Source organism: Acinetobacter sp. WU_MDCI_Abxe161 (assembly GCF_025514355.1).
Taxonomy (GTDB): Bacteria; Pseudomonadota; Gammaproteobacteria; order Pseudomonadales; family Moraxellaceae; genus Acinetobacter; species Acinetobacter pittii_E.
The window spans coordinates 95,295-115,947 of the sequence record NZ_JAHPTU010000011.1; the positions used below are offsets into that span (position 1 = coordinate 95,295).

Sequence of the window (20,653 nt, forward strand, 5' to 3'; positions counted from 1 at the left end):
GAATACCTATGAATCTTGATCGTCATACACAGTTTTTGATGCGTAAAGAAAAAATTCTGAGCGTGGCAGAAAAGTTGTTATTAGAAAACAATCAGGAAATTACTCTAGATGAGTTAGTGGCCGAGCTAGATATTGCTAAGGGCACACTTTATAAGCATTTTAGGAGTAAAAATGAGCTTCTACTCGAGCTCATTATTCAAAATGAAAAGCAAATTTTAGAAATTTCTAAAAAATATAATACAGATTTCAAAGAGTATGCTCCTCATTACATGCTTCATCATTTGCTTGCACCAGGTAAAACGATTCTATTGCATCAACTTGAAGAAAATCTGACGATGACAGAATCTAAGTTGAAGCATCTTTTCGAAGAGCTGTATGAAATTCGTCAACAGCGTATTTTAGCCATTAAAGATATTACCGAAAATTATTTAAAATCATTGAATTATGACATGTCAATTCGTGATTATTTATCTTATATCTGGTCACTGACTTATGGTGCATCACTGCTTTTAAATTCTACCTATTACCAACGTTCGATTGGTTCTCGCCAAAAATTAATTAATTTATATATTAATCAGGCATTATCGCTACCGACTCAAACAGCTAATTTTGACGTTTTAAATTTTCAGATTGAAGATGAAAATCAGCAAAATTAATTGAATTATTTCGTGATAGTTAACGATAAATTAAATATAAAAATGGGCTTCATATGAAGCCCATTTTTGAAGTAAAGCCTAAACAACTTATTTTGCTTTACGTTCTTTCTCAATTAAATAATTAACAACTTGAGTGACTTTACCATCTTCACCCTGCACAACATATTTACCATTCACGACAACTGCTGGTACGCCTGTTAATTGGTACTGTTGAGCAAGTTTATTTGACTCGGCAACTTTTGCAGTCACAGCAAACGAGTTATAAGTACTATTAAATTTCTGTTCAGGTACGCCATAACGAGTAAAGAACTTCGCAGCAGAAGCCTGATCAAAAATTTGTTGACCGTTCACCTGAATCGCATGGAATAGTGGTAAATGCGTGCGTTTACGTACACCTAATGCCTCAGATGTATAATATGTACGCGCCCCTTGTTCCCACATTTTATTCATTGCAGCAGGTGTACGTACAAAACGCACATCTTTAGGAATCTGTTTTAACCACGTTTGCATATGCGGTTCAAGTTTAAAACAGTGCGGACAGCCATACCAAAAGAACTCTCGAACTTCGATTTTCCCCGGAACTTCCACTTTGCTTGGATTGGCAATCACGGTGTAGTCTTTACCAGCAACAAAATCTGCTGCCATTGCACTACCCGATACGGCCATAATTGCTGCACTCAAACCACCCAAAACCAATTTTTTCATTGCTACAGCTTTTCCTCTAAGTTGTTATGCATTAGCTTATGCTCTAAATATAAAACAAATATGCTAAATTCGTTTTGCTTGTGTGAAGTTTTTTATTGGGTTTATCGCTTTTTTCCCAATAATCGCTACACTAACGGCGAACTACATCCAAAAAGATAACTCAAGTTTAGAGGTAGCACCATGTCGCAATTGAATGTTGATTTACAAGAAATCGCAAAGTTTGAAGCACTTGCTGCCAAATGGTGGGATCAACATTCTGAATTTCGCCCACTTCATCAAATTAATCCACTACGTCTAAACTGGATTGATGAACGTGCAGGCGGTCTTGCTGGTAAAAAAGTACTTGATGTCGGCTGTGGTGGTGGCATTTTGGCCGAAAGTATGGCACGTCGTGGCGCAGATGTACTCGGCATCGATATGGGTGAAGCACCTCTAGCTGTTGGACGTTTACATGCTCAGCAAGAGAATGTTCAAAATATTGAATATCGTCAAATTCCTGTTGAAGAATTAGCCCAAGAACAAGCAGGCCAATATGACGTGGTGACTTGTATGGAAATGATGGAACACGTTCCAGACCCGGCATCTATTGTAAAAGCGTGTCAGGCTCTGGTTAAACCAGGTGGCCATGTGTTCTTCTCGACCATTAACCGCAACCCAAAATCTTATTTATTTGCCATTATTGGCGCAGAGTACGTACTACGCATGTTGCCAAAAGGTACACATGATTATCATAAATTTATTCGACCATCTGAAATGGCACATGATATTCGTAATGCAGGCCTTACGTTAAAAGAAATGACTGGACTACATTACAACCCACTGACCAAGCATTACTGGTTAGCGCCAAATGTCGACGTTAACTATATGGTTCATACGATTAATACAGGTGCATGATGAAAGCTGTTTTATTTGATTTAGACGGTACGCTTATCGATACAGCTGCGGATTTCATTCGTATTATTCAGCAAATGTGCCATGATGAAAGACGTCCTGTAGTTGATGCAGACCTAATTCGCACTCAAGTTTCTGAAGGTGCGCGTGCGATGGTGAAATTGGTCTATCCAGAGCTGGATATTGCCAATCCAATTTTCTTGGCACATCGTCAAAACTTTTTAGATATTTACGGCAATAATATTGTGGTTGATACAGATCTGTTTAAAGGCATGTATCCACTTCTAGAAGAGTTAGAAGCTGCGCAAATCCCGTGGGGTATTGTGACCAATAAACCACGCGGTTTAAGTGAATCTCTTTTAGAAAAGTTAAATCTGACAGAACGCTGTGCGGTTTTGGTATGTCCTGAAGATGTCAGTAAAACAAAACCAGACCCTGAACCCATGTATTTAGCTGCTAAACAGTTAAATATCCCAGCAGATGAAATTATTTATGTAGGTGACCACCCACGTGATATTGATGCTGGTCGCAATGCCAATATGTACACGATTTTAGCTGCATACGGCTATCTACCTATTGAGCACCGTGATGATCTCGCTGCTTGGCAGGCTGATTCGATTGTAAATACGGTGACAGAATTACACGATATGTTACGTCAAAAGCTTCCTGCTCTACAGGAAAATCAGCGTATGATAAGTTAACATCAGAGTTTTATAGACTTTTTTAACGGTTACTCGTTTTATCAATATAAAAAGAAGGAGGTTTACCAATGAAATATTCAGAATATCAACCTCGTCCGGATCTACTCAAAGATCGTGTTATTTTAATCACCGGTGCTGGTGATGGAATTGGGCGAGCTGCGGCTCTAAGTTATGCCCTACATGGTGCAACCGTTGTCCTGCATGGTAGAACCTTAAATAAACTTGAAGTGATTTATGATGAAATTGAAAGTCTCGGTGCACCGCAACCCGCGATTTTACCGCTACAACTTTCAAGTGCCTCTGACCGTGATTACGACTTTTTAGTCGATACACTCGAAAAGCAGTTTGGACGTTTAGACGGTATTTTGCATAATGCGGGTATTCTAGGTGAGCGGGTAGAGCTGGCACATTATCCTACAGAAGTATGGGATGACGTGATGGCAGTTAACTTACGTGCTCCGTTTGCCCTCACTCAAGCCTTATTACCACTTTTGCAAAAATCAGAAAACGCCTCTGTCGTATTTACCAGTTCTGGTGTAGGCCGTGAAGCGCGTGCTTTATGGGGCGCCTATTCCGTCTCCAAAATTGCAATTGAAGCAGTGAGTAAAATTTTTGCAGCGGAAAATACTTATCCAAATATCCGCTTTAACTGTATTAATCCGGGCGCAACACGTACTGCAATGCGTGCTAAAGCCTACCCACAAGAAGATCCGAAGACATTACCTACACCTGAGTCAATCTTGCCTGCCTACCTCTATTTAATGGGTGAAGACAGCTTGGCACTCAATGGTCAAAGTATTGATGCACAGGATTAAAAAGTTAAAGATGAAAAGCTAAATTAAATTACGGCCAATCATCAAATCTGGCTTGCCTATACCTGAAAAGATATATACAAGCCTTTTTTACGATTGATAAAAACTCTTGATCTATCCGTAATTTTAATTGAACCATTAAATGATCTTCACAGTTTCTCTGCATTTTGCGCGTAGAGTATTCAACATGAGAGACATCAGATGTAAACGAGGATGCATCATGAAAAAGTTGTTCACCATCTTAGCCCTATGCATAACCGTACTGACCACCAGTATGGCAAGCTTTGCTGATCCCCCTTTTGACCGAGGCCATGGCCCTAAAGGTCCTAAAGGCGGAGGACCACGCGGTGAGTGGAATGATCGTGGGCCAGGATTTGGACGTGATCATGATGAAGATCGTATCCGTGACGAACGGCGTATGCGCGAAGAACGTGGCTTTGAACGGTTGAAACAGCATCGCTGGCAGCCGGGTTATGTTATGCCACAGCACTATCGTGGCAATGGTTATAAAGTCGACTATAAAGACAGCAACCTACCTAAACCGGGCCGTAATCAGCAATGGTACAAAATCAATAATGACTATATTTTAGTCGATACAGATTCTAATAGTATTGTCAGTATTCGTGGTTTTTAAAGCGATAGAGCCTCGCTATCGCTGAATAAAAAGGATAATGCCTTCAGGTTTTATCCTTTTTTTATGCCTTATCTAGTTCAAAAATAAAAACTTTTTATATTTTCATATTAAGTATTTTCTTAATTTCTTCTTATTTCATATTGGGTTTTCACATTTATTCTTCTTGGTCTCCACGATTTATCTGCAATTGTTCACTAATCTTTAGTTATTGAAATTTAGCTCATGATTCGAGGTTAATAATGAAAAAATTAACAACAGCAATTGTTCTTTCACTTACTGGTTTAATTGCAACAACAGCAATGGCAGCGCCTAACGATCATAATCACCATGGCAACTATCAAAACCATGAAGTAAAAACAGTTAAAGTGATTAAAAAATATGACCATCGTAATGCTTGGCGAGTGGGTCAAGTTGTACCTCATGAATACCAACACTCACGTTACGTGATTGACTATCGCCAACATCAAAAATTAAGTAAACCGGGTCGCTACCAAAAATGGTACAAAGTGAACGGAAATTATGTACTGGTGAATGAACAGAGCCATAAAATCATTAGAGTTGTTCACTAATTTAAAACTTTTTAAACACCCAAACTTAGATTTGGGTGTTTTTTTATCTAAAACATGCGGCTTTAATCTTTTTTGTTTAGAATCATCTTTATATCTTTTTGCTGTTGATTCGAGATCGGTATGTCAAGTAAGCCTGTAAGTAAGTCGCATAATAACACCCAGCATTATGTACACTGGTTTCGACACTCAGCACCCTACATTAATGCACATCGCGATAAAACGTTTGTCTTGATGTTTGGTGGCGAAGCAGTTCGCCACCCTAATTTCCAGCATATTATTCATGATATTGCACTATTACATTCTCTTGGTATCCGATTAATTCTCGTACACGGCGCACGTCCGCAAATTAATCACAACCTTAAAGAAAAAGGAATAGAAACTCCTTTTTATGACAATAGCCGAATTACCACACGTGAATCTTTAGGTTGTGTCATGAATGCTGTAGGCTCTATTCGCCTAGAAATTGAAGCATTACTTTCTATGGGTTTAGCGAACTCACCCATGTATGGCGCTCGAATAGATGTCGTATCAGGTAATTTTGTGACTGCGAAGCCTTATGGTATTCGTGATGGGATGGATTTCCAGCTCACAGGTGAAGTTCGTTCTATTGATACCGATGCGATTGATCGACACCTCGATAATCATAATATTGTGCTATTGGGGCCAACAGGTTATTCCACTACAGGCGAAGTATTTAACTTACGAGCAGAAGAAGTTGCGACCAAAACTGCAACTTACCTAAAAGCAGATAAACTCATTTTTCTAGGTGAACAACAAGGATTGCTAAATGAAGATGAGCAAATATTACGTGAGTTAAGCCCACATCAACTGGACTACTACATTCAACAATACCAAACCATCAGTCCAACACTCACTTTGCATTTGCAACAAGCAAAAAAAGCGTCTTTATCAGGCGTACACCGTGTTCATCTCATTTCTTATGCTTATGATGGTGCACTAATTGAAGAGCTGTTCACACGTGATGGTGTTGGTACCATGATTACCGATGCGCATTATGAAGAAGTTCGCATGGCCAACATTCAAGATGTGGGCGGTTTAATGAATTTATTACGTCCGCTAGAAGAAGAAGGTATCTTGGTTTATCGTTCACGTGAACGTTTAGAGCAAGAAATTAGCCAGTTCGCTGTCATTGAACGTGATGGTACAATTCTAGCATGTGCTGCACTTTATCCAATTCCGACCGAATTTAACGAGACTCGTTCCGCAGAAATTGCCTGTGTTGCAGTACATCCAAGTTATCGTAAATCAAATCGCGGTAGTCAAATTCTGCAATTCCTTGAAGAAAAGGCAAAAGAACAAGGTATTCGTCAATTATTTGTTTTAACAACGCGTACTGCTCATTGGTTTTTAGAACATGGTTTTCATCAGGTGAGTGTTGATGACTTACCAAATGCTCGTCAGGCGCTTTATAATTACCAAAGGAATTCTTTAGTCTTTAAGAAACTGCTTCCTTAGCCTTTGCTCTTTTTAAGATATTCTTATTTCAGATAAGCTTAGTTTAAAAAGTACAACCATAAATACGATTAATTTATGGTTGTACTTTTTTTAAATCTTTAAATTTTATTATTTTAATAATTTTTATTTTATTTACATAAACTTAAATAACTTTTTATAAAGATCATCTTATTTAATAAATCATTTTTTTGCATAAGTTTATCGCCGAAAGTTTTTAGCTTTTTTTTACATAAATAAAGTCCGAATACTTATTTTTTCTGAAATAAAAATCCCTTTAGGGTATCTGCTCATCCAATTATTTTTTCTTTTTCTCTTTCGGGGAGCACGAAATCTCATGGCACTTTTCAACACCACTTCATGGGCAAAATATTCAGTCATCGCGGCCAGCCTTGCAGGAGTGATGATGTTAAGTGGTTGTGCCAAAAAAGAGGAACAGGCCACCACAACTTTAAATATTGGTTATCAAAAATATGGCATCCTTCCTATTTTAAAGGCTCGTGGTGACTTAGAAAAAGCACTAAAAGAACAAGGTGTACAAGTAAAATGGGTTGAGTTTCCTGCTGGACCTCAATTACTTGAAGGTTTAAACGTAGGAAGTGTTTCACTCGGTGAAGCAGGCGAAGCACCTCCAATCTTTGCGCAAGCTGCCAATCCAAATTTAGTTTATGTCGCAAACCAACCTGCTGCGCCAAAAGCCGAAGCACTATTGGTACAAAAAAATTCTCCTATTCACTCTATTCAAGATTTAAAAGGCAAACGTGTTGCTCTTAATAAAGGTTCGAATGTTCATTATCTATTGTTAAAAGCTTTAGAAGCCAACAACTTAAGCTTAAGTGACATTCAACCAGTTTATTTACCGCCGTCAGACGCTCGTGCTGCCTTTGAAAAAGGTGCAGTAGATGCATGGGTGATTTGGGACCCGTTCTTTGCTGCAGCTGAACATCAAATTCAGGCACGAGTTTTAGCAACAGGTGAAAATTTAGTAAGCAATCATCAGTTCTATCTAGCTGACCGTAAATTTGCAGAAAATAATCCGAAAGTACTCAATACAGTTGTGCAAACCCTTAACCAGACAACTGAATGGGTGAGCTCACATCAGGATGAAGCAGCCAAGCTACTCGAAAAACCTACAGCACTTGAGTTTGATGTACTGAAGACTTCCATTTCACGTATGGGTTTTGGAGTTCAGCCAATATCTGACAAGGTGGCACAAGAACAACAACAAGTAGCTGATGCCTTTTATACGCAAAAGCTCATTCCAAACAAACTCACCATTCAAGATGCCATTTTAAAACTGAAATAAACCCAGCTTGGGCACGGCAAATAACCATATAAATGCTGTGCCTTGCCTCAAGGGGAACAAGGATATCAATATGCAACATCAATCATTATTTAATAAGAATCAGTGGACCCAGTTAATTAAACGCATCAGCGCAGTCACTGTATTAGGTTTAACAATTGCCGCACCCGCTTGGGCGATTGACCCAACTGTAAAAGAACTTCGTATTGGTTTTCAAAAAAGCTCGATCAACTTTGCGATTGCCAAACAGCAAAAATTATTTGAACAAGAATTTCCTAATGCCAAAGTTACTTGGAATGAGTTCCCTGCTGGTCCACAAATTTTAGAAGCTTTAGCTGTCGGTTCACTTGATGTAGGCGTTACTGGAGATACACCTCCTGTCTACGCACAAGCAGCCGGCAAGCCTTTGTATTACATTGCCTATGAAGCGGCTAAACCACTAGCATCGGCAATCTTGCTTCCTAAAAACTCGCAGCTCAAACAGCTGAAAGACCTTAAAGGCAAACGAATTGCACTGCAAAAAGGTTCGAGCTCACATTACTTACTTGTACAAGCAGTACGTAAAGCAGGCCTAAACTGGAGTGACATTACTCCGATCTGGCTTACTCCAGCCGATGCTCGCGCAGCATTTCAAAAAGGTGCCGTAGATGCATGGGCAATTTGGGATCCTTACTTCGCCTCAGCACAACTAGAAGATCAAGCTCGTGTTCTTGCGTCGGGTAAAGGTTTAAGCCCGAACTATACCTTTTATTTAGCTGCTCCAAGCTTTGTTAAACAACATCCGAAAGCTATTTCTGGGCTGATCAAACAAATCAATCAAGCCGATAAATGGGTTCAAAGCCACCAAGCAGAAACGGCAGGTGCGATTGGGCAAAGTACAGGTCTTAAACCTGCGACCAGTGATTTATTCATTAAACGTCGTCCACGCCCTTCATCGGCAGCTCCTCTTAACAGCAAAGTGATTGCTGAGCAGCAGCAACTCGCAGACATCTTTACTCAACAAGGCATCATTCCAAAACCAATCAGCATCAAACAAGCTGTTTGGATTGCTAAGTAATTTCAATAGACATATAGGTAATGCACATGAAAATTTTCTGGTTTATTCCTACCCACGGTGATAGTCGCTATTTAGGTACAAGTAAAGGCGCTCGTCAGGTTGACCATGCCTATATGAAGCAAATTGCTGTGGCAGTAGATAACTTAGGTTATGAAGGTGTACTTATTCCGACAGGCCGTTCATGTGAAGACCCATGGATTACGGCGGCTAGCCTGATCGATGCAACTCAACATCTTAAGTTTTTAGTTGCATTACGTCCGGGTGTAACAACACCAGCTTTAGCTGCTCGTATGGCTGCAACATTTGACCGCTTATCAAATGGTCGTGTGTTACTCAACTTAGTGACTGGTGGTGATGAAGCTGAACTACGTGGTGATGGTTTATATGAAGACCATGAAACCCGTTATCAAACAGCCAATGAATACGTAAAAATCTGGCGTGAAATTTTGACGCGCTCACATACGGGTGAAGCTTTTACCTTTCACGGTGAACGCTTACAGGTGGATGATGCAAAACTGCTTTACCCACCTGTTCAAAAGCCTTACCCACCACTTTGGTTTGGTGGTTCTTCAGACGTCGCTGTCGACCTCGCGGCTGAACAAGTGGATACCTATCTCACTTGGGGTGAACCACCAGCAGCAGTCAAACAAAAAATCGAACATGTTCGCGCCAAAGCTGAGGCTAAAGGCCGTAAATTAACTTATGGCATTCGCTTGCATGTCATTGTTCGTGAAACTAACGAACAAGCTTGGGCAGCGGCAAACGAGCTGATTCAATATCTTGATGATGCGACTATTGCTGCTGCACAGAAGAAATTTGCGCAAATGGACTCGGTAGGACAACAACGTATGGCAGCTCTCCACGGCGGTAACCGAGACAAGCTTGAAGTCTCTCCAAACCTTTGGGCAGGTATTGGTTTAGTCCGTGGTGGCGCTGGTACAGCACTTGTAGGTGACCCAGAAACAGTTGCTGCTCGTATTCAGGAATATGCTGATTTAGGTATTGATACATTTATTTTCTCAGGCTATCCGCATCTTGAAGAATCAATCCGTTTTGCAGAGTTAGTATTCCCGTTATTACCAATTGAGACCCGAGCTAAACTTGCTCAGCCAAATTTGACCGGTCCATTCGGTGAAATTATTGCCAATAACTATGTTCCAGACGAGAAGAAGCAAAATAGTTCCGTCAAGGAGCCTGCATGAGCAAAGCTGAAAGTATTGTTTCACGTGGAACCAAGCAAATCGGGCAGCGTTTGCTGCCTTGGATTTTCCCGATTGTTCTATTGGTAGTTTGGCAAATTGCCTCAAGTTCGGGTCTTTTAGAAAGCCGTATTTTACCTGCACCTACTGCTGTAGTTTCCGCTTTTTGGCATCTACTGGTGAGTGGCGAACTCTGGCAGCACGTTAAAGTCAGTGCAGGGCGTGCTTTACTAGGGTTGTTGATTGGCGGTGGCTTAGGCTTGTTATTGGGTCTACTCAACGGGTCTTCGCGTTTCGCCTCTACCCTGCTCGATACGACCCTGCAAATGATACGGAACATCCCAGCATTGGCCCTTATTCCACTCGTCATCTTGTGGTTTGGTATTGATGAGACAGCGAAATTATTTTTGGTCGCAGTAGGTGTTTTCTTCCCTATTTATATCAACACCTATCACGGCATACGTTCAGTTGACCCTCAATTGATTGAAATGGGTAAAAGCTATGGACTTTCGCGTTGGCAGCTCTACAAAGAAATTATCCTTCCGGGTGCGATGCCTTCTATTTTAGTCGGTTTACGTTTTGCTTTAGGTTTGGTTTGGGTATTGCTCATTGTCGCTGAAACCATTTCAGCTCAAGCAGGTATTGGTTATATGACCATGAATGCACGTGAGTTTTTACAAACAGATGTAGTCCTTGTCGGTATTCTTCTGTACGCCTTACTAGGCAAACTGGCAGATGTTTTAGCACAGCTTTTAGAACGCTATTTACTACGTTGGCACTCTGGATATCAGAAATAAGGGAGCTTAGAACATGACAAATCTGAATTTAAATATTAATCAGAATGAAGTGCAGCTCATTCCGGAAGATCCAACAGAATCTCAAGAACCTGTATTAGGTGCAGAGATTCTGATTGAGCAACTTTATAAATTCTATGGCGAGGTAAAGGTCCTCGAAGATCTTGACCTACACATCCAGCCGGGTGAGTTTTTAGCAATTGTTGGTCGAAGTGGTTGTGGTAAAAGTACGTTGCTACGTTTAATTGCTCAACTTGAAAAAGCCAACTTTGGGGAGATCAAATTTAAATCTGCCCGACATTTGCGTGAAGGCATTACGAACGATGACATTCGAGTCATGTTCCAAGACCCACGCCTACTCCCTTGGAGAAATATTCTTCAAAATGTGCAACTTGGGCTACCAAAATCGCAACATGCTTTAGCAGAAGAATTACTGGAAAAAGTCGGTTTAAAAGAAAAATCAGGACAATGGCCTTCCCAGCTCTCTGGTGGTCAACGTCAACGTACTGCCTTAGCCCGTGCATTATCTCATACTCCGCGTATTTTGCTGTTAGATGAGCCTTTAGGGGCTTTAGACGCGTTAACTCGCCTTGAGATGCAAAGCTTGATTGAGCGCTTGTGGAAAGAGCAAGGCTTCACTGCAATTTTAGTTACCCACGATGTAAGTGAAGCAGTGCAATTGGCTGACCGTATTATTTTATTAGATAAGGGAAAAATCGCTCAAAGTTTCCAAGTTAATTTGCCGCGCCCACGTAAAAAAAGCATTACTTTTGCTCAACTTGAGCAACAAGTACTCGATGCGGTTTTGGCAACTTAAGGTTGCTATAAGTAATGAGAACCCTTCAACCGGAAAATGCCCAATTTACGAGCAACAAAACTGCTGTTTTATTGCTCTTTTTTAGGGCGAAATTTAAAAAATATTTTTAAGAATAACAATAAACTAGTCAATCTCTCTATTTTTTGCACAATAGTATATCTATTACGCAAATAACTAGCCGTTTTTTGATTAAAAAAGCAAGACACCTGTGCACAAATCAAACAATTTCCCTTACAATGGGAATATTATTTTTTTAATTATGCAGCAGATGGAACAAAAAAAGAGTACCCAAAAGCGCAATCAGCTTCTTGCTGCGGCCCTTGACGTATTTTCAGTCTATGGGTTCAGTGGTGCAAGTCTGGATGAAATTGCCCAACTCGCCGACATGCATAAGTCGAATATTTTCTATTACTATGAAAATAAAGAGTCTTTATATGTAGAAGTGCTCACAACCGTTTTACAAAAATGGTTAGCTCCCTTACAAACTCTAGAAGCTGAATTAGAACCAGCCGAAGCCTTATCTCACTATTTAATACAAAAAATCGAACTGTCTCGTAGCCAACCGAAAGCCTCTAGATTATTTGCATTAGAAATCATTCAAGGTGCTCCGCATATTTTACCTATTCTCAAAGGACCATTAAAAAAACTATTTAAACGCAAAGCTAAAGTCATTCAGACTTGGCAAGAAGAAGGAAAAATTTCTCCAGATATCGATCCTGAATTATTAATCTTAAATATTTGGGGCCTTACGCAAAACTATGCAGATTTTGCTACTCAAATGGAAATGGTGACCGGCAAAACGCTTCGTAACCGCAGTATGTTCCAGCGTTCGATTGAGCATACGGTACATATGATGCTCTATGGCGTATTGCCTCGTTAAAACAAAAAAAGATCGGCAAATTTGCCGATCTTTTTTTTAGAAATGGTTTTGATAAAGGGCTAGGAGTTTCTGGGCCCCTAACAATAAATTTTCTTCCCAATCCAGATGCGCAGTGTCATCTGCCCCATCAGTAATATACTTCACCGAAATTAGTCGTACACCTAACTTATGGCACACTTTAGCTAACGCATAGCCTTCCATATCAACCACATCACAAGCTACTTTTGGCTGACCCGTTTCAAATGAATCACCAGTTCCACATACTGCTTTTGGCAAATCAATAAAATGTGGTTGAAGATGAATTTCAGCTGGCAAGTGTTCATCTAACGGCGTTACACCTACTTCAAATCCTAAGGGTGAAACATCCATATCACGTTGTACAAAAGTTTTTACTTCGACCAAATCATGTCGATTAAATGCAGAGCTTCCAGCTGTACCTAGGTTAATTAAAGTTTTACATCCAGTTTTTTGAATAACCTCAAATGCTTTAAAAGCAGCATTAATCTTACCAATACCACTGTAATGGACTTCAACACCTGCCTGCTCAAATAAACCCTTAGATTCATTAGGAAGTGCCATAATTAAAGCAATATCAGTGTTCATTCAAAAAGCTCAAATCAAAATTAAATAAGTTAGAAAATAAGTATAAATCAGGTGCAAAAGCTTTTTGCACCTTTTCTTCATTACTGCATTTTTTGCTGTAAGGCGATTAAACACGGTGAGAAAAACAGCTGACCGCTATATGCGCCTGCTAGTGTTTTCTTCATTACCACGCCCCACATTGCCAATAATAAAAGGCTCAATGCCACAGCAACGTATTGTAAAAATACAATTTCAACCTGATGCCCTAAATTAAATAGCGCCAAAATAAATACGCCTAATGGAAAGGTTAAGCCCCACCAGCCCAAATTAAATGGAATACCTGTCTTTGCATGACGAAGCGTTGTTAAAATCGCAAGACCAAGCCACCATAACCCAAAACCTAAAAGCACGAGACTGCCTACAATTCCTAAAGCTTGAAAGATATTCGCGAACTCATGAAAGCCCATACTAACAAAGACTCTTTGCACCTGCCCACCTAGCAACAATAAACCTAATGCACCTGTTCCAATCGGGCCTAAAGAGAGCCAGCTAGAAATTGCGACTTCTTTTTCCGGTAATTGATGCAAAGCCATACGCAACATTAGAATTGTCAAAATAGCGAATGCCGGTAAAACAGAGATTCCCCAGAGTACATAGCCAGCCATTAATAAATGAAAGCTGTGCACATCTGCTGGTAAATGTGCAACCAACATTCCAGCAGAACTTGCTGCTACTTCACAGGCAACCACAGGTAAAAGCCAGATTGCAGTCATGGTATGTAGCTGATGGTTCTGACGACTAAACATACAAAATGGCACGATCCACGCAATGGCCAGTGCTAAAAAGACATCGATGTACCATAAAGCTTGAGCAATGTGGATTGCAACTTCCCCGTAAAGCCCAACACCAAAGCTTAGAAACCCGTTTAATATCGTTGCAAGCCCCATTGGGATAGCCCCTAAAAACAAGCTCATATTTGGATGATTAAAAATTTGCTTAGCTTCATGAGGGAAAAGAAACCACCGCAATAAATAAAGAACTGAAAAAACGCTGAATAAAATAATATTAAATTGCCATAACAAAGTTGCTAGCGTGAATAAAAATGATTGAGCAAATGGAAGCTGAATTAAAATCATACTTACCACGCCAGTACCCATAGTCGCTGTAAACCAATTTGGAGTAAAATGTCGTATAACATCTTTGCTATGATTTAATTGGTAAAAGGGTTTTTTCATCTTAGTTCTCTAATCAAAGAGTGGATAAAGATATAGTAGAGCAAAGCATTAATAAGAAAAATTGATTTATTTTTATTTAATTCATTATTTTTATTGATATGTAGAAATTCATTTTGAAAAATAACTGAGTAAAAACACAACAACAAGACGAATCTGTGAGATTATGGCAATATATAGCCCTTGCAAAAATAGCCATATTTTAAGTTCATGAAACTGCTTCGTCTTAATGCGTTATCGCCCAATTTTCAGTTACCTCAAACAGCGGTGACTATTGGTAATTTTGATGGTGTCCATTTAGGTCACCAAGCGATGATTGCTCAACTCAAAAAAATTGCTGCAGCACAAGGCTTAAAAACACTGGTCATGATTTTTGAGCCACAACCTCTTGAGTTTTTTAAAGGTTACGATGCTCCTCCTCGTATAAATTCATTACGGGAAAAAGTCGAATATCTAGCGGAACTTGGAGTTGATTACATTGCAGTTGCTAAATTCGATCAGCATTTCCGTAGCATGAGTGCGTCTGAGTTTGCAGATTTATTAAAAGACAAATTAAATGCGCAGTCTTTAGTTTTAGGGGATGACTTCCATTTTGGCAAAGACCGTCAAGGTAACAGCGAATTTTTAAAAGATTACGGCTTTCAAGTCACAAATTTACATACCATTGAACTTGAAGGTGAACGCGTCAGTTCAACTCGTATTCGCCAAGTACTTCAAGTGGGTAATCTCGCTTTAGCAGCTAAATTATTAGGCCGTCCGTACAGTATTACTGGACGTGTCCAATATGGCGACCAGATTGGAAGAACTCTTGATTTTCCAACGATTAATGTACGTCTCAACCGCCACAAACCTTGTTTAAACGGTATTTATGGTGTTGAAGTCATTTGCGAAACGACGTCGCTCACCGAAAAAGTGCGCCAAGAAACCCCTGAAAAACCGGGAATTGCCGGATACCATGAAAATAGCCTCTATGGCGCAGGTCATGTCGGTACACGTCCAGCCATTCAGCAAGAACATCCAGAGTGGAGATTAGAAGTACATTTCCCTGATGTTTCTGCTAATCTGTATGGCTTATTTATGCGGGTGACTTTTCTTCACTATCTTCATGGTGAACTGAACTACCCTTCGCTTGAAGCACTTAAGGCAGGAATTGATAATGACGTGCAACAGTTACGACAATATCGTAATGACACGACACAATTTCCTTTTTAATTCGAATTTTGATTGTAAAACATGTCAGCTCCCAAGCTGATTAAACTGGAAGAAAACTTGCATGAGCGATAAGCAAACTCCTGAGAATGCAGTGGACTACAAAGCCACGCTAAACCTGCCGGATACTCAATTTGCAATGAAAGCAAATTTGGCAGTACGTGAAGTGAAATGGTTAGAAGAGTGGTATACCGACAACATTTATCAGCAGATTCGTGCATCGCGTATTGGCAAGAAAAAATATATTTTGCATGATGGCCCTCCATATGCGAACGGTACAATTCACTTGGGCCATGCGGTCAATAAAGTACTCAAAGACGTTATTGTAAAAAGTCGTACTTTGTCAGGTTTCGATGCACCTTATGTTCCAGGTTGGGACTGTCACGGTTTACCAATCGAGCTAAAAGTCGAAGAAAAAGTGGGTAAAGTAGGCGAAAAAGTTGACGCTGCGACTTTCCGTAAACTTTGCCGTGAATACGCGCTAAAACAAATTGATTTACAACGTACTGATTTTAAACGTCTTGGTATTTTAGGTGACTGGGATAATCCTTATCTCACCATGAATTACAAACAAGAAGCTGATATCGTTCGTGCTTTAGGTTTGATTCAGAAAAATGGCCATATCCAGCCAGGCTTAAAGCCAGTGAACTGGTGTATGGACTGTGGCTCTGCTCTTGCTGAAGCAGAAGTTGAATACGAAGATAAAAAATCTGACGCAATTGATGTTGGTTTTGGCGTTGTAGATCTCAAAGATTTAAGTACCCGTTTAAATGTAGAAATCCAAGATCCAACAGATATCGTGATCTGGACCACTACACCTTGGACATTGCCAGCTAACCAAGCTGTTGCGTTGCATGCCGAAATTGAATATCAATTGGTACAAGTGACGACTGAACGCGGCAAGCAAAATTTCATTCTTGCTAAAGACTTAGTTGCTTCAGCAATCGAACGTTATAAACTTGAAAACCCAGTTGTTTTAGCAGATTTTACTGGTTCAGCTCTTGAAAAGCTTACTTTACAGCACCCTTTACTTACTGATCGTCAAGTTCCGGTTATTTTAGGTGAACACGTTATCGCAACAAGCGGTACAGGTGCCGTACATACAGCACCTGGTCATGGTGCAGATGACTATAAAGTAGGTCTTCAATACAACCTTAAAGTAGATAACCCAGTCGGTGGTAACGGAGTTTATCTCCCAACTGCTCCAATCTATGCTGGTGAACACATCTATAAAGCCAATCCAAAGATTATCGAAGCTTTGGGTGCTGTAGGCCGTTTATGGGCTCATCAGCCAATTAAACACAGCTACCCACACTGCTGGCGTCATAAGACTCCTATTATTTTCCGTGCTACACCACAATGGTTCATTAGCATGGATCAAAAAGGTTTACGTGACGGTGCGCTGAATGCCATTGAAAATGATATCGAGTTTGTCCCGAACTGGGGTAAAAACCGTATTGAATCAATGATCGAAGGCCGTCCGGACTGGTGTATTTCACGTCAACGCACGTGGGGTGTTCCAATTCCTTTCTTCGTTCATAAAGACACGAACGAATTACACCCGCGTACACCTGAACTCATCGAAGAAGTTGCTCAACTGATCGAACAAGAAGGTATCGAAGCATGGTTCAAACGTGAAGCAAAAGACTTCATTGGTGAAGATGCTGAACAATACAACGCCGTTCGCGATACACTCGATGTATGGTTCGACTCTGGAACAACACATTATGCTGTACTTGAGCAACGTGACGAATTAGAAAGCCCTGCTGACTTATATTTAGAAGGTTCAGACCAACACCGTGGCTGGTTCCAATCTTCTTTATTAACGTCTATGGCAATTCACAATCGTGCACCATATAAAGCCCTGTTAACACATGGTTTTACGGTAGATGAAAATGGTCGTAAGTTATCAAAATCATTAGGTAATTACATTCCGCTTGAAGAAATCATCAAACAACTTGGTGCTGATGGTTTACGTCTATATGTAGCTTCTAGCGACTATCGCTATGAAATTGCGGCGTCTAAAGAAATCTTTAACCGTGTAAGTGATAGCTATCGTCGTATTCGTAATACTCTACGCTTCTTGCTTGCGAACCTAAATGGTTTCAAACCAAGCACAGATGCTTTAGCAGTAGATGACTTAATTGCGCTAGATCAATACATCTTACAACGTGCGAATGAAGTACAACAAACCATTATCACTGCCTATGAAGAAATGAACTTCCATGTGGTATGTAGTGCGTTAACAAGCTTCTGTATTAATGACTTAGGTGGTTTCTACCTAGATATCATCAAAGACCGTCAATACACCACTAAAGCGGATTCTCAGGCACGTCGTTCTGCACAAACAGCGCTTTATCATATTGTTCAAGCATTTATCCGTTGGATGAGCCCAATCTTAAGCTTTACCGCTCAAGAAGCTTGGCCATTGATTCCAGAACAAACTGAAAAGTATGTATTTACTTCAGAATGGTATGACTTGCCTGTTTCATCAAAAGCAAACTTGCTTTCTGAGGAAGATTGGCAAACATTGATTAGCGTAAAATCTGCAGTAAATAAACAGATTGAAGCAGCACGTAACGCTAAAATTGTCGGCAGTAATCTTTCAGCCAAAGTTGAACTTTGGGCAAATGAATCATTACAAGCGGTTTTAAACCAACTGGGTGATGAACTCCGTTTTGTTCTTATTACTTCTCAAGTAGTAGTACATCCATTTGCTGAGCAAGGTGAAGCAACTGAAATGGAAGGCTTACGTGTACAAATATCTGCAGCTGAAGGTGAAAAATGTGCACGTTGCTGGCACGTCCTTCCAGATGTAAATACACATGCCGATCATCCTGGTTTATGTGGTCGTTGTATTGTGAACGTCACTGGTCGTGGCGAAGTGAGAAAATATGCCTAATTCACAAGCTAAAAAAGGCTTATTCCAGTTTTATCCACACAACCTGATTTGGCTTGGACTTTCTGTCCTTGCCATTGTATTGGATCAATGGACAAAATGGATTGCAAGTACACATCTCAACTATGCAGATCCTGTACCCGTACTTCCATTTTTAAACTGGACACTATTACATAACTATGGTGCAGCTTTTAGCTTTTTATCTGATGCAGGAGGATGGCAGCGCTATTTCTTCACATCTTTGGCGGGCTTAGTTTCAGTACTTTTTGTATTTTGGTTAATGCGTATGCCTAAAAAAATGGTGGTGCTACCTGTAGCCATCGCTTTAATTTTAGGTGGAGCTTTAGGCAATTTAATTGACCGTATTACCCTAGGTTATGTGGTCGATTTCATTCATGTTTATTACCAAAATCATCACTTTCCAGCTTTTAATATTGCGGACAGTGCCATCACTCTAGGTACGATTTTGCTACTCATTGATACATTCTTTCTTGAGAAGCAACGTAACCAAAATTCGGATGCATAATATGACCGAAATTATTCAACCTAACGAAGAAATTCGTATCCAAGAAGGTTCTAAAGTCGACCTACACTTTTCTGTATCTATTGAAAATGGTGTAGAAATTGACAATACTCGTAGCCGTGAAGAGCCAGTTAGTCTGACTATTGGTGACGGAAACCTTTTACCAGGTTTCGAAAAAGCATTATTCGGTTTACGTGCAGGTGACCGCCGTACAGTACACCTTCCACCAGAAGATGCTTTTGGTCCGTGGAATCCAGAAAATGTTCAAACTTTCGATACAGTTAAGTTTGAGCAACGCCCTATTCCTGGTCACATGATCGAATTTGAAGATAAGGCAAAAACTACTTTATTCGGTGTAGTTAAATCAGTTAATGATGACATTACAGAAATTGATTTTAATCACCCGTTAGCTGGGAAAAATATTACCTTTGAAGTAGAAATATTCAAGGTAACACCCGAAGGCCAACAAGGTATTAAATTGATGTAACTAAAAAAGCCCTCTCAATGAGGGCTTTTTTATGACTTAATTTTTATTTACGGCATAAGAATCCTTACAAATTCTATATTCTCCCCAGCCTATGTAATGAATTAAGTTATAGAGATAAAAATTCTTAGGACAAATACATGCTGGTCTATATTATCGTAGGAAGTGTTCGTGAAGGACGTACAGCAATTAAAATCGCCAATTGGCTACAATCAACAATTCCCTCTTTTAATTTAAAAGATTTTCAAACAGAAGTAATTGATTTAAAAGAATGGAATTTACCTTTATTTTCAGGTTCTCACCCACCGGCTACCGGGATTTATGATCAGCCTCAACAACAAGAATGGGCAGACAAAATCGCACAAGCAGATGCATTTATCTTTATTAGCCCAGAATACAATCATGGTTATAGTCCAGCTTTAAAAAATGCACTCGACTATGTAGGTAAGGAGTGGAGTGGCAAACCTGCTGCATTTATTGGCTATGGTTCAACGAATGGTTCTCGTTCTATTAGCCAAATACGTCAAGTCACCTCAAGTTTAAGTATCATTGATCCCAACGCTGTCATAGAGATTCGGGATATTTTTAAACGCAATAAAGATGAAAAATTCGAAGCTAATGAGTTTGAAGTAAAAGGACTTCAATCAATTATTGAGAAACTACAGAAATATCATTTGTCTTAAATTGAACAAAAAGCCTCTTTTTCAAATAAAAGGGGCTTTTTAATACTATAAACTTCTTAAATAATTTACTATCTCAGTATTACCTGCCATTTCTGCTAGCTCTAGTGCCGTGTATTCGCTTTTGTAAGCGACATGAGCACCTTTTTCAACTAAGAGTTGAGCTACCTCTAAATGATCATTTTCAGCAGCTGCTTGCAGAGCACTATAACCTTCATCATCTGTCTGGTTAGGATCTTCTCCATCTATTAGTAATTCTTTTACGTGATCGATATCACCTAAAGATGCCCAATAAATCAATGCAGGAAGAGAGAGTTCGTTATCATCTTCAGGTATAGGAGAGAAAGAATTAATTTTCATAGAGGTGACCAAAAATAAGAAATTTCATCATTATATTCATAGAATACAGCCAATATACAAATCCGAAATTGAGCTTAGATTTTATTAAAAATCAAATTCTCTTACATTTCTCACGCATAAAAAAACACCCCTGACCATTGAGTCTGGGGTGTTTGAATAATGAGCTGGCGATGACTTACTCTCACATGGGTAA

The 20,653-nt window shown here is 39.7% G+C and carries 22 protein-coding genes; 18 read left to right on the forward strand and 4 right to left on the reverse strand.

Annotated features, from left to right (window positions below):
• Positions 1-8: 8 nt before the first annotated feature.
• Positions 9-656, forward strand: coding sequence for a TetR/AcrR family transcriptional regulator (locus KTI78_RS13195; RefSeq protein WP_002120773.1), 648 nt, complete (start codon positions 9-11; stop codon positions 654-656).
• Positions 657-743: 87 nt separating this feature from the next.
• On the opposite strand, the gene KTI78_RS13200 is transcribed toward KTI78_RS13195, so the two are convergent.
• Positions 744-1,361 carry a thiol:disulfide interchange protein DsbA/DsbL gene (locus tag KTI78_RS13200; RefSeq protein WP_016143952.1) on the reverse strand — a complete coding sequence of 206 codons (618 nt, stop codon included), beginning with the start codon at positions 1,359-1,361 and terminating at the stop codon, positions 744-746.
• 180 nt (positions 1,362-1,541) lie between these two features.
• Here KTI78_RS13200 and ubiG point away from each other — a divergent pair, with 180 nt between their 5' ends.
• The 12 genes from ubiG (at position 1,542) to KTI78_RS13260 (ending at position 12,491) form a co-directional block, all read left to right on the forward strand.
• On the forward strand, positions 1,542-2,255 hold the full coding sequence (ubiG, locus tag KTI78_RS13205; RefSeq protein WP_005804826.1) for a bifunctional 2-polyprenyl-6-hydroxyphenol methylase/3-demethylubiquinol 3-O-methyltransferase UbiG: 714 nt from the start codon (positions 1,542-1,544) through the stop codon (positions 2,253-2,255).
• A complete protein-coding gene (locus KTI78_RS13210; RefSeq protein WP_262446354.1) occupies positions 2,252-2,953 on the forward strand; it encodes an HAD family hydrolase in 702 nt (233 codons plus the stop codon). Before ubiG ends, KTI78_RS13210 begins: the two co-directional genes overlap by 4 nt.
• A 68-nt stretch (positions 2,954-3,021) precedes the next feature.
• A complete protein-coding gene (locus KTI78_RS13215; RefSeq protein ID WP_009387635.1) occupies positions 3,022-3,768 on the forward strand; it encodes a YciK family oxidoreductase in 747 nt (248 codons plus the stop codon).
• A 217-nt stretch (positions 3,769-3,985) separates the two neighbouring features.
• Positions 3,986-4,399, forward strand: a complete 414-nt coding sequence (locus KTI78_RS13220) for an RcnB family protein (RefSeq protein WP_009387402.1) — start codon at positions 3,986-3,988, stop codon at positions 4,397-4,399.
• A 239-nt stretch (positions 4,400-4,638) separates the two neighbouring features.
• A complete protein-coding gene (locus KTI78_RS13225; RefSeq protein ID WP_262446355.1) occupies positions 4,639-4,968 on the forward strand; it encodes an RcnB family protein in 330 nt (109 codons plus the stop codon).
• Positions 4,969-5,088: 120 nt separating this feature from the next.
• Positions 5,089-6,444 (forward strand): amino-acid N-acetyltransferase, encoded by a 1,356-nt coding sequence (gene argA, locus KTI78_RS13230; protein WP_239976326.1) that lies wholly within the window; start codon positions 5,089-5,091, stop codon positions 6,442-6,444.
• A gap of 334 nt (positions 6,445-6,778) precedes the next feature.
• Positions 6,779-7,747: a sulfonate ABC transporter substrate-binding protein gene (locus KTI78_RS13235; RefSeq protein WP_262446356.1), complete on the forward strand. Its 969-nt coding sequence runs from the start codon at positions 6,779-6,781 to the stop codon at positions 7,745-7,747.
• Positions 7,748-7,817: 70 nt separating this feature from the next.
• Positions 7,818-8,801, forward strand: a complete 984-nt coding sequence (locus tag KTI78_RS13240) for a sulfonate ABC transporter substrate-binding protein (protein WP_262446358.1) — start codon at positions 7,818-7,820, stop codon at positions 8,799-8,801.
• Between the two features lie 26 nt (positions 8,802-8,827).
• Entirely contained in the window at positions 8,828-10,003 is a 1,176-nt protein-coding gene (gene ssuD, locus KTI78_RS13245) for an FMNH2-dependent alkanesulfonate monooxygenase (protein ID WP_009387373.1), read from the forward strand.
• A complete protein-coding gene (gene ssuC / locus KTI78_RS13250; RefSeq protein WP_262446359.1) occupies positions 10,000-10,797 on the forward strand; it encodes an aliphatic sulfonate ABC transporter permease SsuC in 798 nt (265 codons plus the stop codon). Before ssuD ends, ssuC begins: the two co-directional genes overlap by 4 nt.
• A gap of 13 nt (positions 10,798-10,810) precedes the next feature.
• The gene (locus tag KTI78_RS13255) at positions 10,811-11,611 is read left to right on the forward strand and encodes an ABC transporter ATP-binding protein (RefSeq protein ID WP_262446360.1); all 801 of its coding nucleotides are present in this window, start codon (positions 10,811-10,813) and stop codon (positions 11,609-11,611) included.
• A gap of 259 nt (positions 11,612-11,870) precedes the next feature.
• Entirely contained in the window at positions 11,871-12,491 is a 621-nt protein-coding gene (locus KTI78_RS13260) for a TetR/AcrR family transcriptional regulator (protein ID WP_005071782.1), read from the forward strand.
• 36 nt (positions 12,492-12,527) lie between these two features.
• On the opposite strand, the gene KTI78_RS13265 is transcribed toward KTI78_RS13260, so the two are convergent.
• On the reverse strand, positions 12,528-13,094 hold the full coding sequence (locus KTI78_RS13265) for a 5'-methylthioadenosine/S-adenosylhomocysteine nucleosidase (protein ID WP_262446361.1): 567 nt from the start codon (positions 13,092-13,094) through the stop codon (positions 12,528-12,530).
• Positions 13,095-13,174: 80 nt separating this feature from the next.
• Positions 13,175-14,308 (reverse strand): TDT family transporter, encoded by a 1,134-nt coding sequence (locus KTI78_RS13270; protein ID WP_262446362.1) that lies wholly within the window; start codon positions 14,306-14,308, stop codon positions 13,175-13,177.
• A gap of 207 nt (positions 14,309-14,515) precedes the next feature.
• On the opposite strand from KTI78_RS13270, the gene ribF reads away from it, so the two are divergent.
• From ribF to KTI78_RS13295, 5 genes are all read left to right on the forward strand, one after another.
• The gene (gene ribF / locus KTI78_RS13275; RefSeq protein ID WP_016143939.1) at positions 14,516-15,517 is read left to right on the forward strand and encodes a bifunctional riboflavin kinase/FAD synthetase; all 1,002 of its coding nucleotides are present in this window, start codon (positions 14,516-14,518) and stop codon (positions 15,515-15,517) included.
• A gap of 61 nt (positions 15,518-15,578) precedes the next feature.
• A complete protein-coding gene (ileS, locus tag KTI78_RS13280) occupies positions 15,579-18,416 on the forward strand; it encodes an isoleucine--tRNA ligase (RefSeq protein ID WP_163120074.1) in 2,838 nt (945 codons plus the stop codon).
• On the forward strand, positions 18,409-18,939 hold the full coding sequence (gene lspA, locus KTI78_RS13285) for a signal peptidase II (protein WP_005804840.1): 531 nt from the start codon (positions 18,409-18,411) through the stop codon (positions 18,937-18,939). The genes ileS and lspA overlap by 8 nt, the downstream gene beginning before the upstream one ends.
• Before the next feature lies 1 nt (position 18,940).
• On the forward strand, positions 18,941-19,423 hold the full coding sequence (locus KTI78_RS13290; RefSeq protein ID WP_016142606.1) for a peptidylprolyl isomerase: 483 nt from the start codon (positions 18,941-18,943) through the stop codon (positions 19,421-19,423).
• A gap of 137 nt (positions 19,424-19,560) precedes the next feature.
• Positions 19,561-20,103, forward strand: a complete 543-nt coding sequence (locus KTI78_RS13295) for an NADPH-dependent FMN reductase (protein WP_016142607.1) — start codon at positions 19,561-19,563, stop codon at positions 20,101-20,103.
• A 45-nt stretch (positions 20,104-20,148) separates the two neighbouring features.
• Here KTI78_RS13295 and KTI78_RS13300 read toward each other — a convergent pair whose 3' ends face one another.
• Positions 20,149-20,460, reverse strand: a complete 312-nt coding sequence (locus KTI78_RS13300; RefSeq protein WP_224993777.1) for an ankyrin repeat domain-containing protein — start codon at positions 20,458-20,460, stop codon at positions 20,149-20,151.
• Between the last annotated feature and the right edge of the window lie 193 nt (positions 20,461-20,653).

Coding starts and splice junctions, on each gene's coding strand:
- ssuD (WP_009387373.1), top strand. CDS start 8,828: ATGAAAATTTTCTGGTTTATTCCTACCCACGGTGATAGTCGCTATTTA.
- KTI78_RS13215 (WP_009387635.1), top strand. CDS start 3,022: ATGAAATATTCAGAATATCAACCTCGTCCGGATCTACTCAAAGATCGT.
- KTI78_RS13235 (WP_262446356.1), top strand. CDS start 6,779: ATGGCACTTTTCAACACCACTTCATGGGCAAAATATTCAGTCATCGCG.
- KTI78_RS13240 (WP_262446358.1), top strand. CDS start 7,818: ATGCAACATCAATCATTATTTAATAAGAATCAGTGGACCCAGTTAATT.
- ileS (WP_163120074.1), top strand. CDS start 15,579: ATGAGCGATAAGCAAACTCCTGAGAATGCAGTGGACTACAAAGCCACG.
- KTI78_RS13200 (WP_016143952.1), bottom strand. CDS start 1,361: ATGAAAAAATTGGTTTTGGGTGGTTTGAGTGCAGCAATTATGGCCGTA.
- ssuC (WP_262446359.1), top strand. CDS start 10,000: ATGAGCAAAGCTGAAAGTATTGTTTCACGTGGAACCAAGCAAATCGGG.
- argA (WP_239976326.1), top strand. CDS start 5,089: ATGTCAAGTAAGCCTGTAAGTAAGTCGCATAATAACACCCAGCATTAT.
- KTI78_RS13300 (WP_224993777.1), bottom strand. CDS start 20,460: ATGAAAATTAATTCTTTCTCTCCTATACCTGAAGATGATAACGAACTC.
- KTI78_RS13260 (WP_005071782.1), top strand. CDS start 11,871: ATGCAGCAGATGGAACAAAAAAAGAGTACCCAAAAGCGCAATCAGCTT.
- KTI78_RS13225 (WP_262446355.1), top strand. CDS start 4,639: ATGAAAAAATTAACAACAGCAATTGTTCTTTCACTTACTGGTTTAATT.
- KTI78_RS13220 (WP_009387402.1), top strand. CDS start 3,986: ATGAAAAAGTTGTTCACCATCTTAGCCCTATGCATAACCGTACTGACC.
- KTI78_RS13255 (WP_262446360.1), top strand. CDS start 10,811: ATGACAAATCTGAATTTAAATATTAATCAGAATGAAGTGCAGCTCATT.
- KTI78_RS13295 (WP_016142607.1), top strand. CDS start 19,561: ATGCTGGTCTATATTATCGTAGGAAGTGTTCGTGAAGGACGTACAGCA.
- KTI78_RS13270 (WP_262446362.1), bottom strand. CDS start 14,308: ATGAAAAAACCCTTTTACCAATTAAATCATAGCAAAGATGTTATACGA.
- KTI78_RS13195 (WP_002120773.1), top strand. CDS start 9: ATGAATCTTGATCGTCATACACAGTTTTTGATGCGTAAAGAAAAAATT.
- ribF (WP_016143939.1), top strand. CDS start 14,516: ATGAAACTGCTTCGTCTTAATGCGTTATCGCCCAATTTTCAGTTACCT.
- KTI78_RS13265 (WP_262446361.1), bottom strand. CDS start 13,094: ATGAACACTGATATTGCTTTAATTATGGCACTTCCTAATGAATCTAAG.
- KTI78_RS13290 (WP_016142606.1), top strand. CDS start 18,941: ATGACCGAAATTATTCAACCTAACGAAGAAATTCGTATCCAAGAAGGT.
- ubiG (WP_005804826.1), top strand. CDS start 1,542: ATGTCGCAATTGAATGTTGATTTACAAGAAATCGCAAAGTTTGAAGCA.
- KTI78_RS13210 (WP_262446354.1), top strand. CDS start 2,252: ATGATGAAAGCTGTTTTATTTGATTTAGACGGTACGCTTATCGATACA.
- lspA (WP_005804840.1), top strand. CDS start 18,409: ATGCCTAATTCACAAGCTAAAAAAGGCTTATTCCAGTTTTATCCACAC.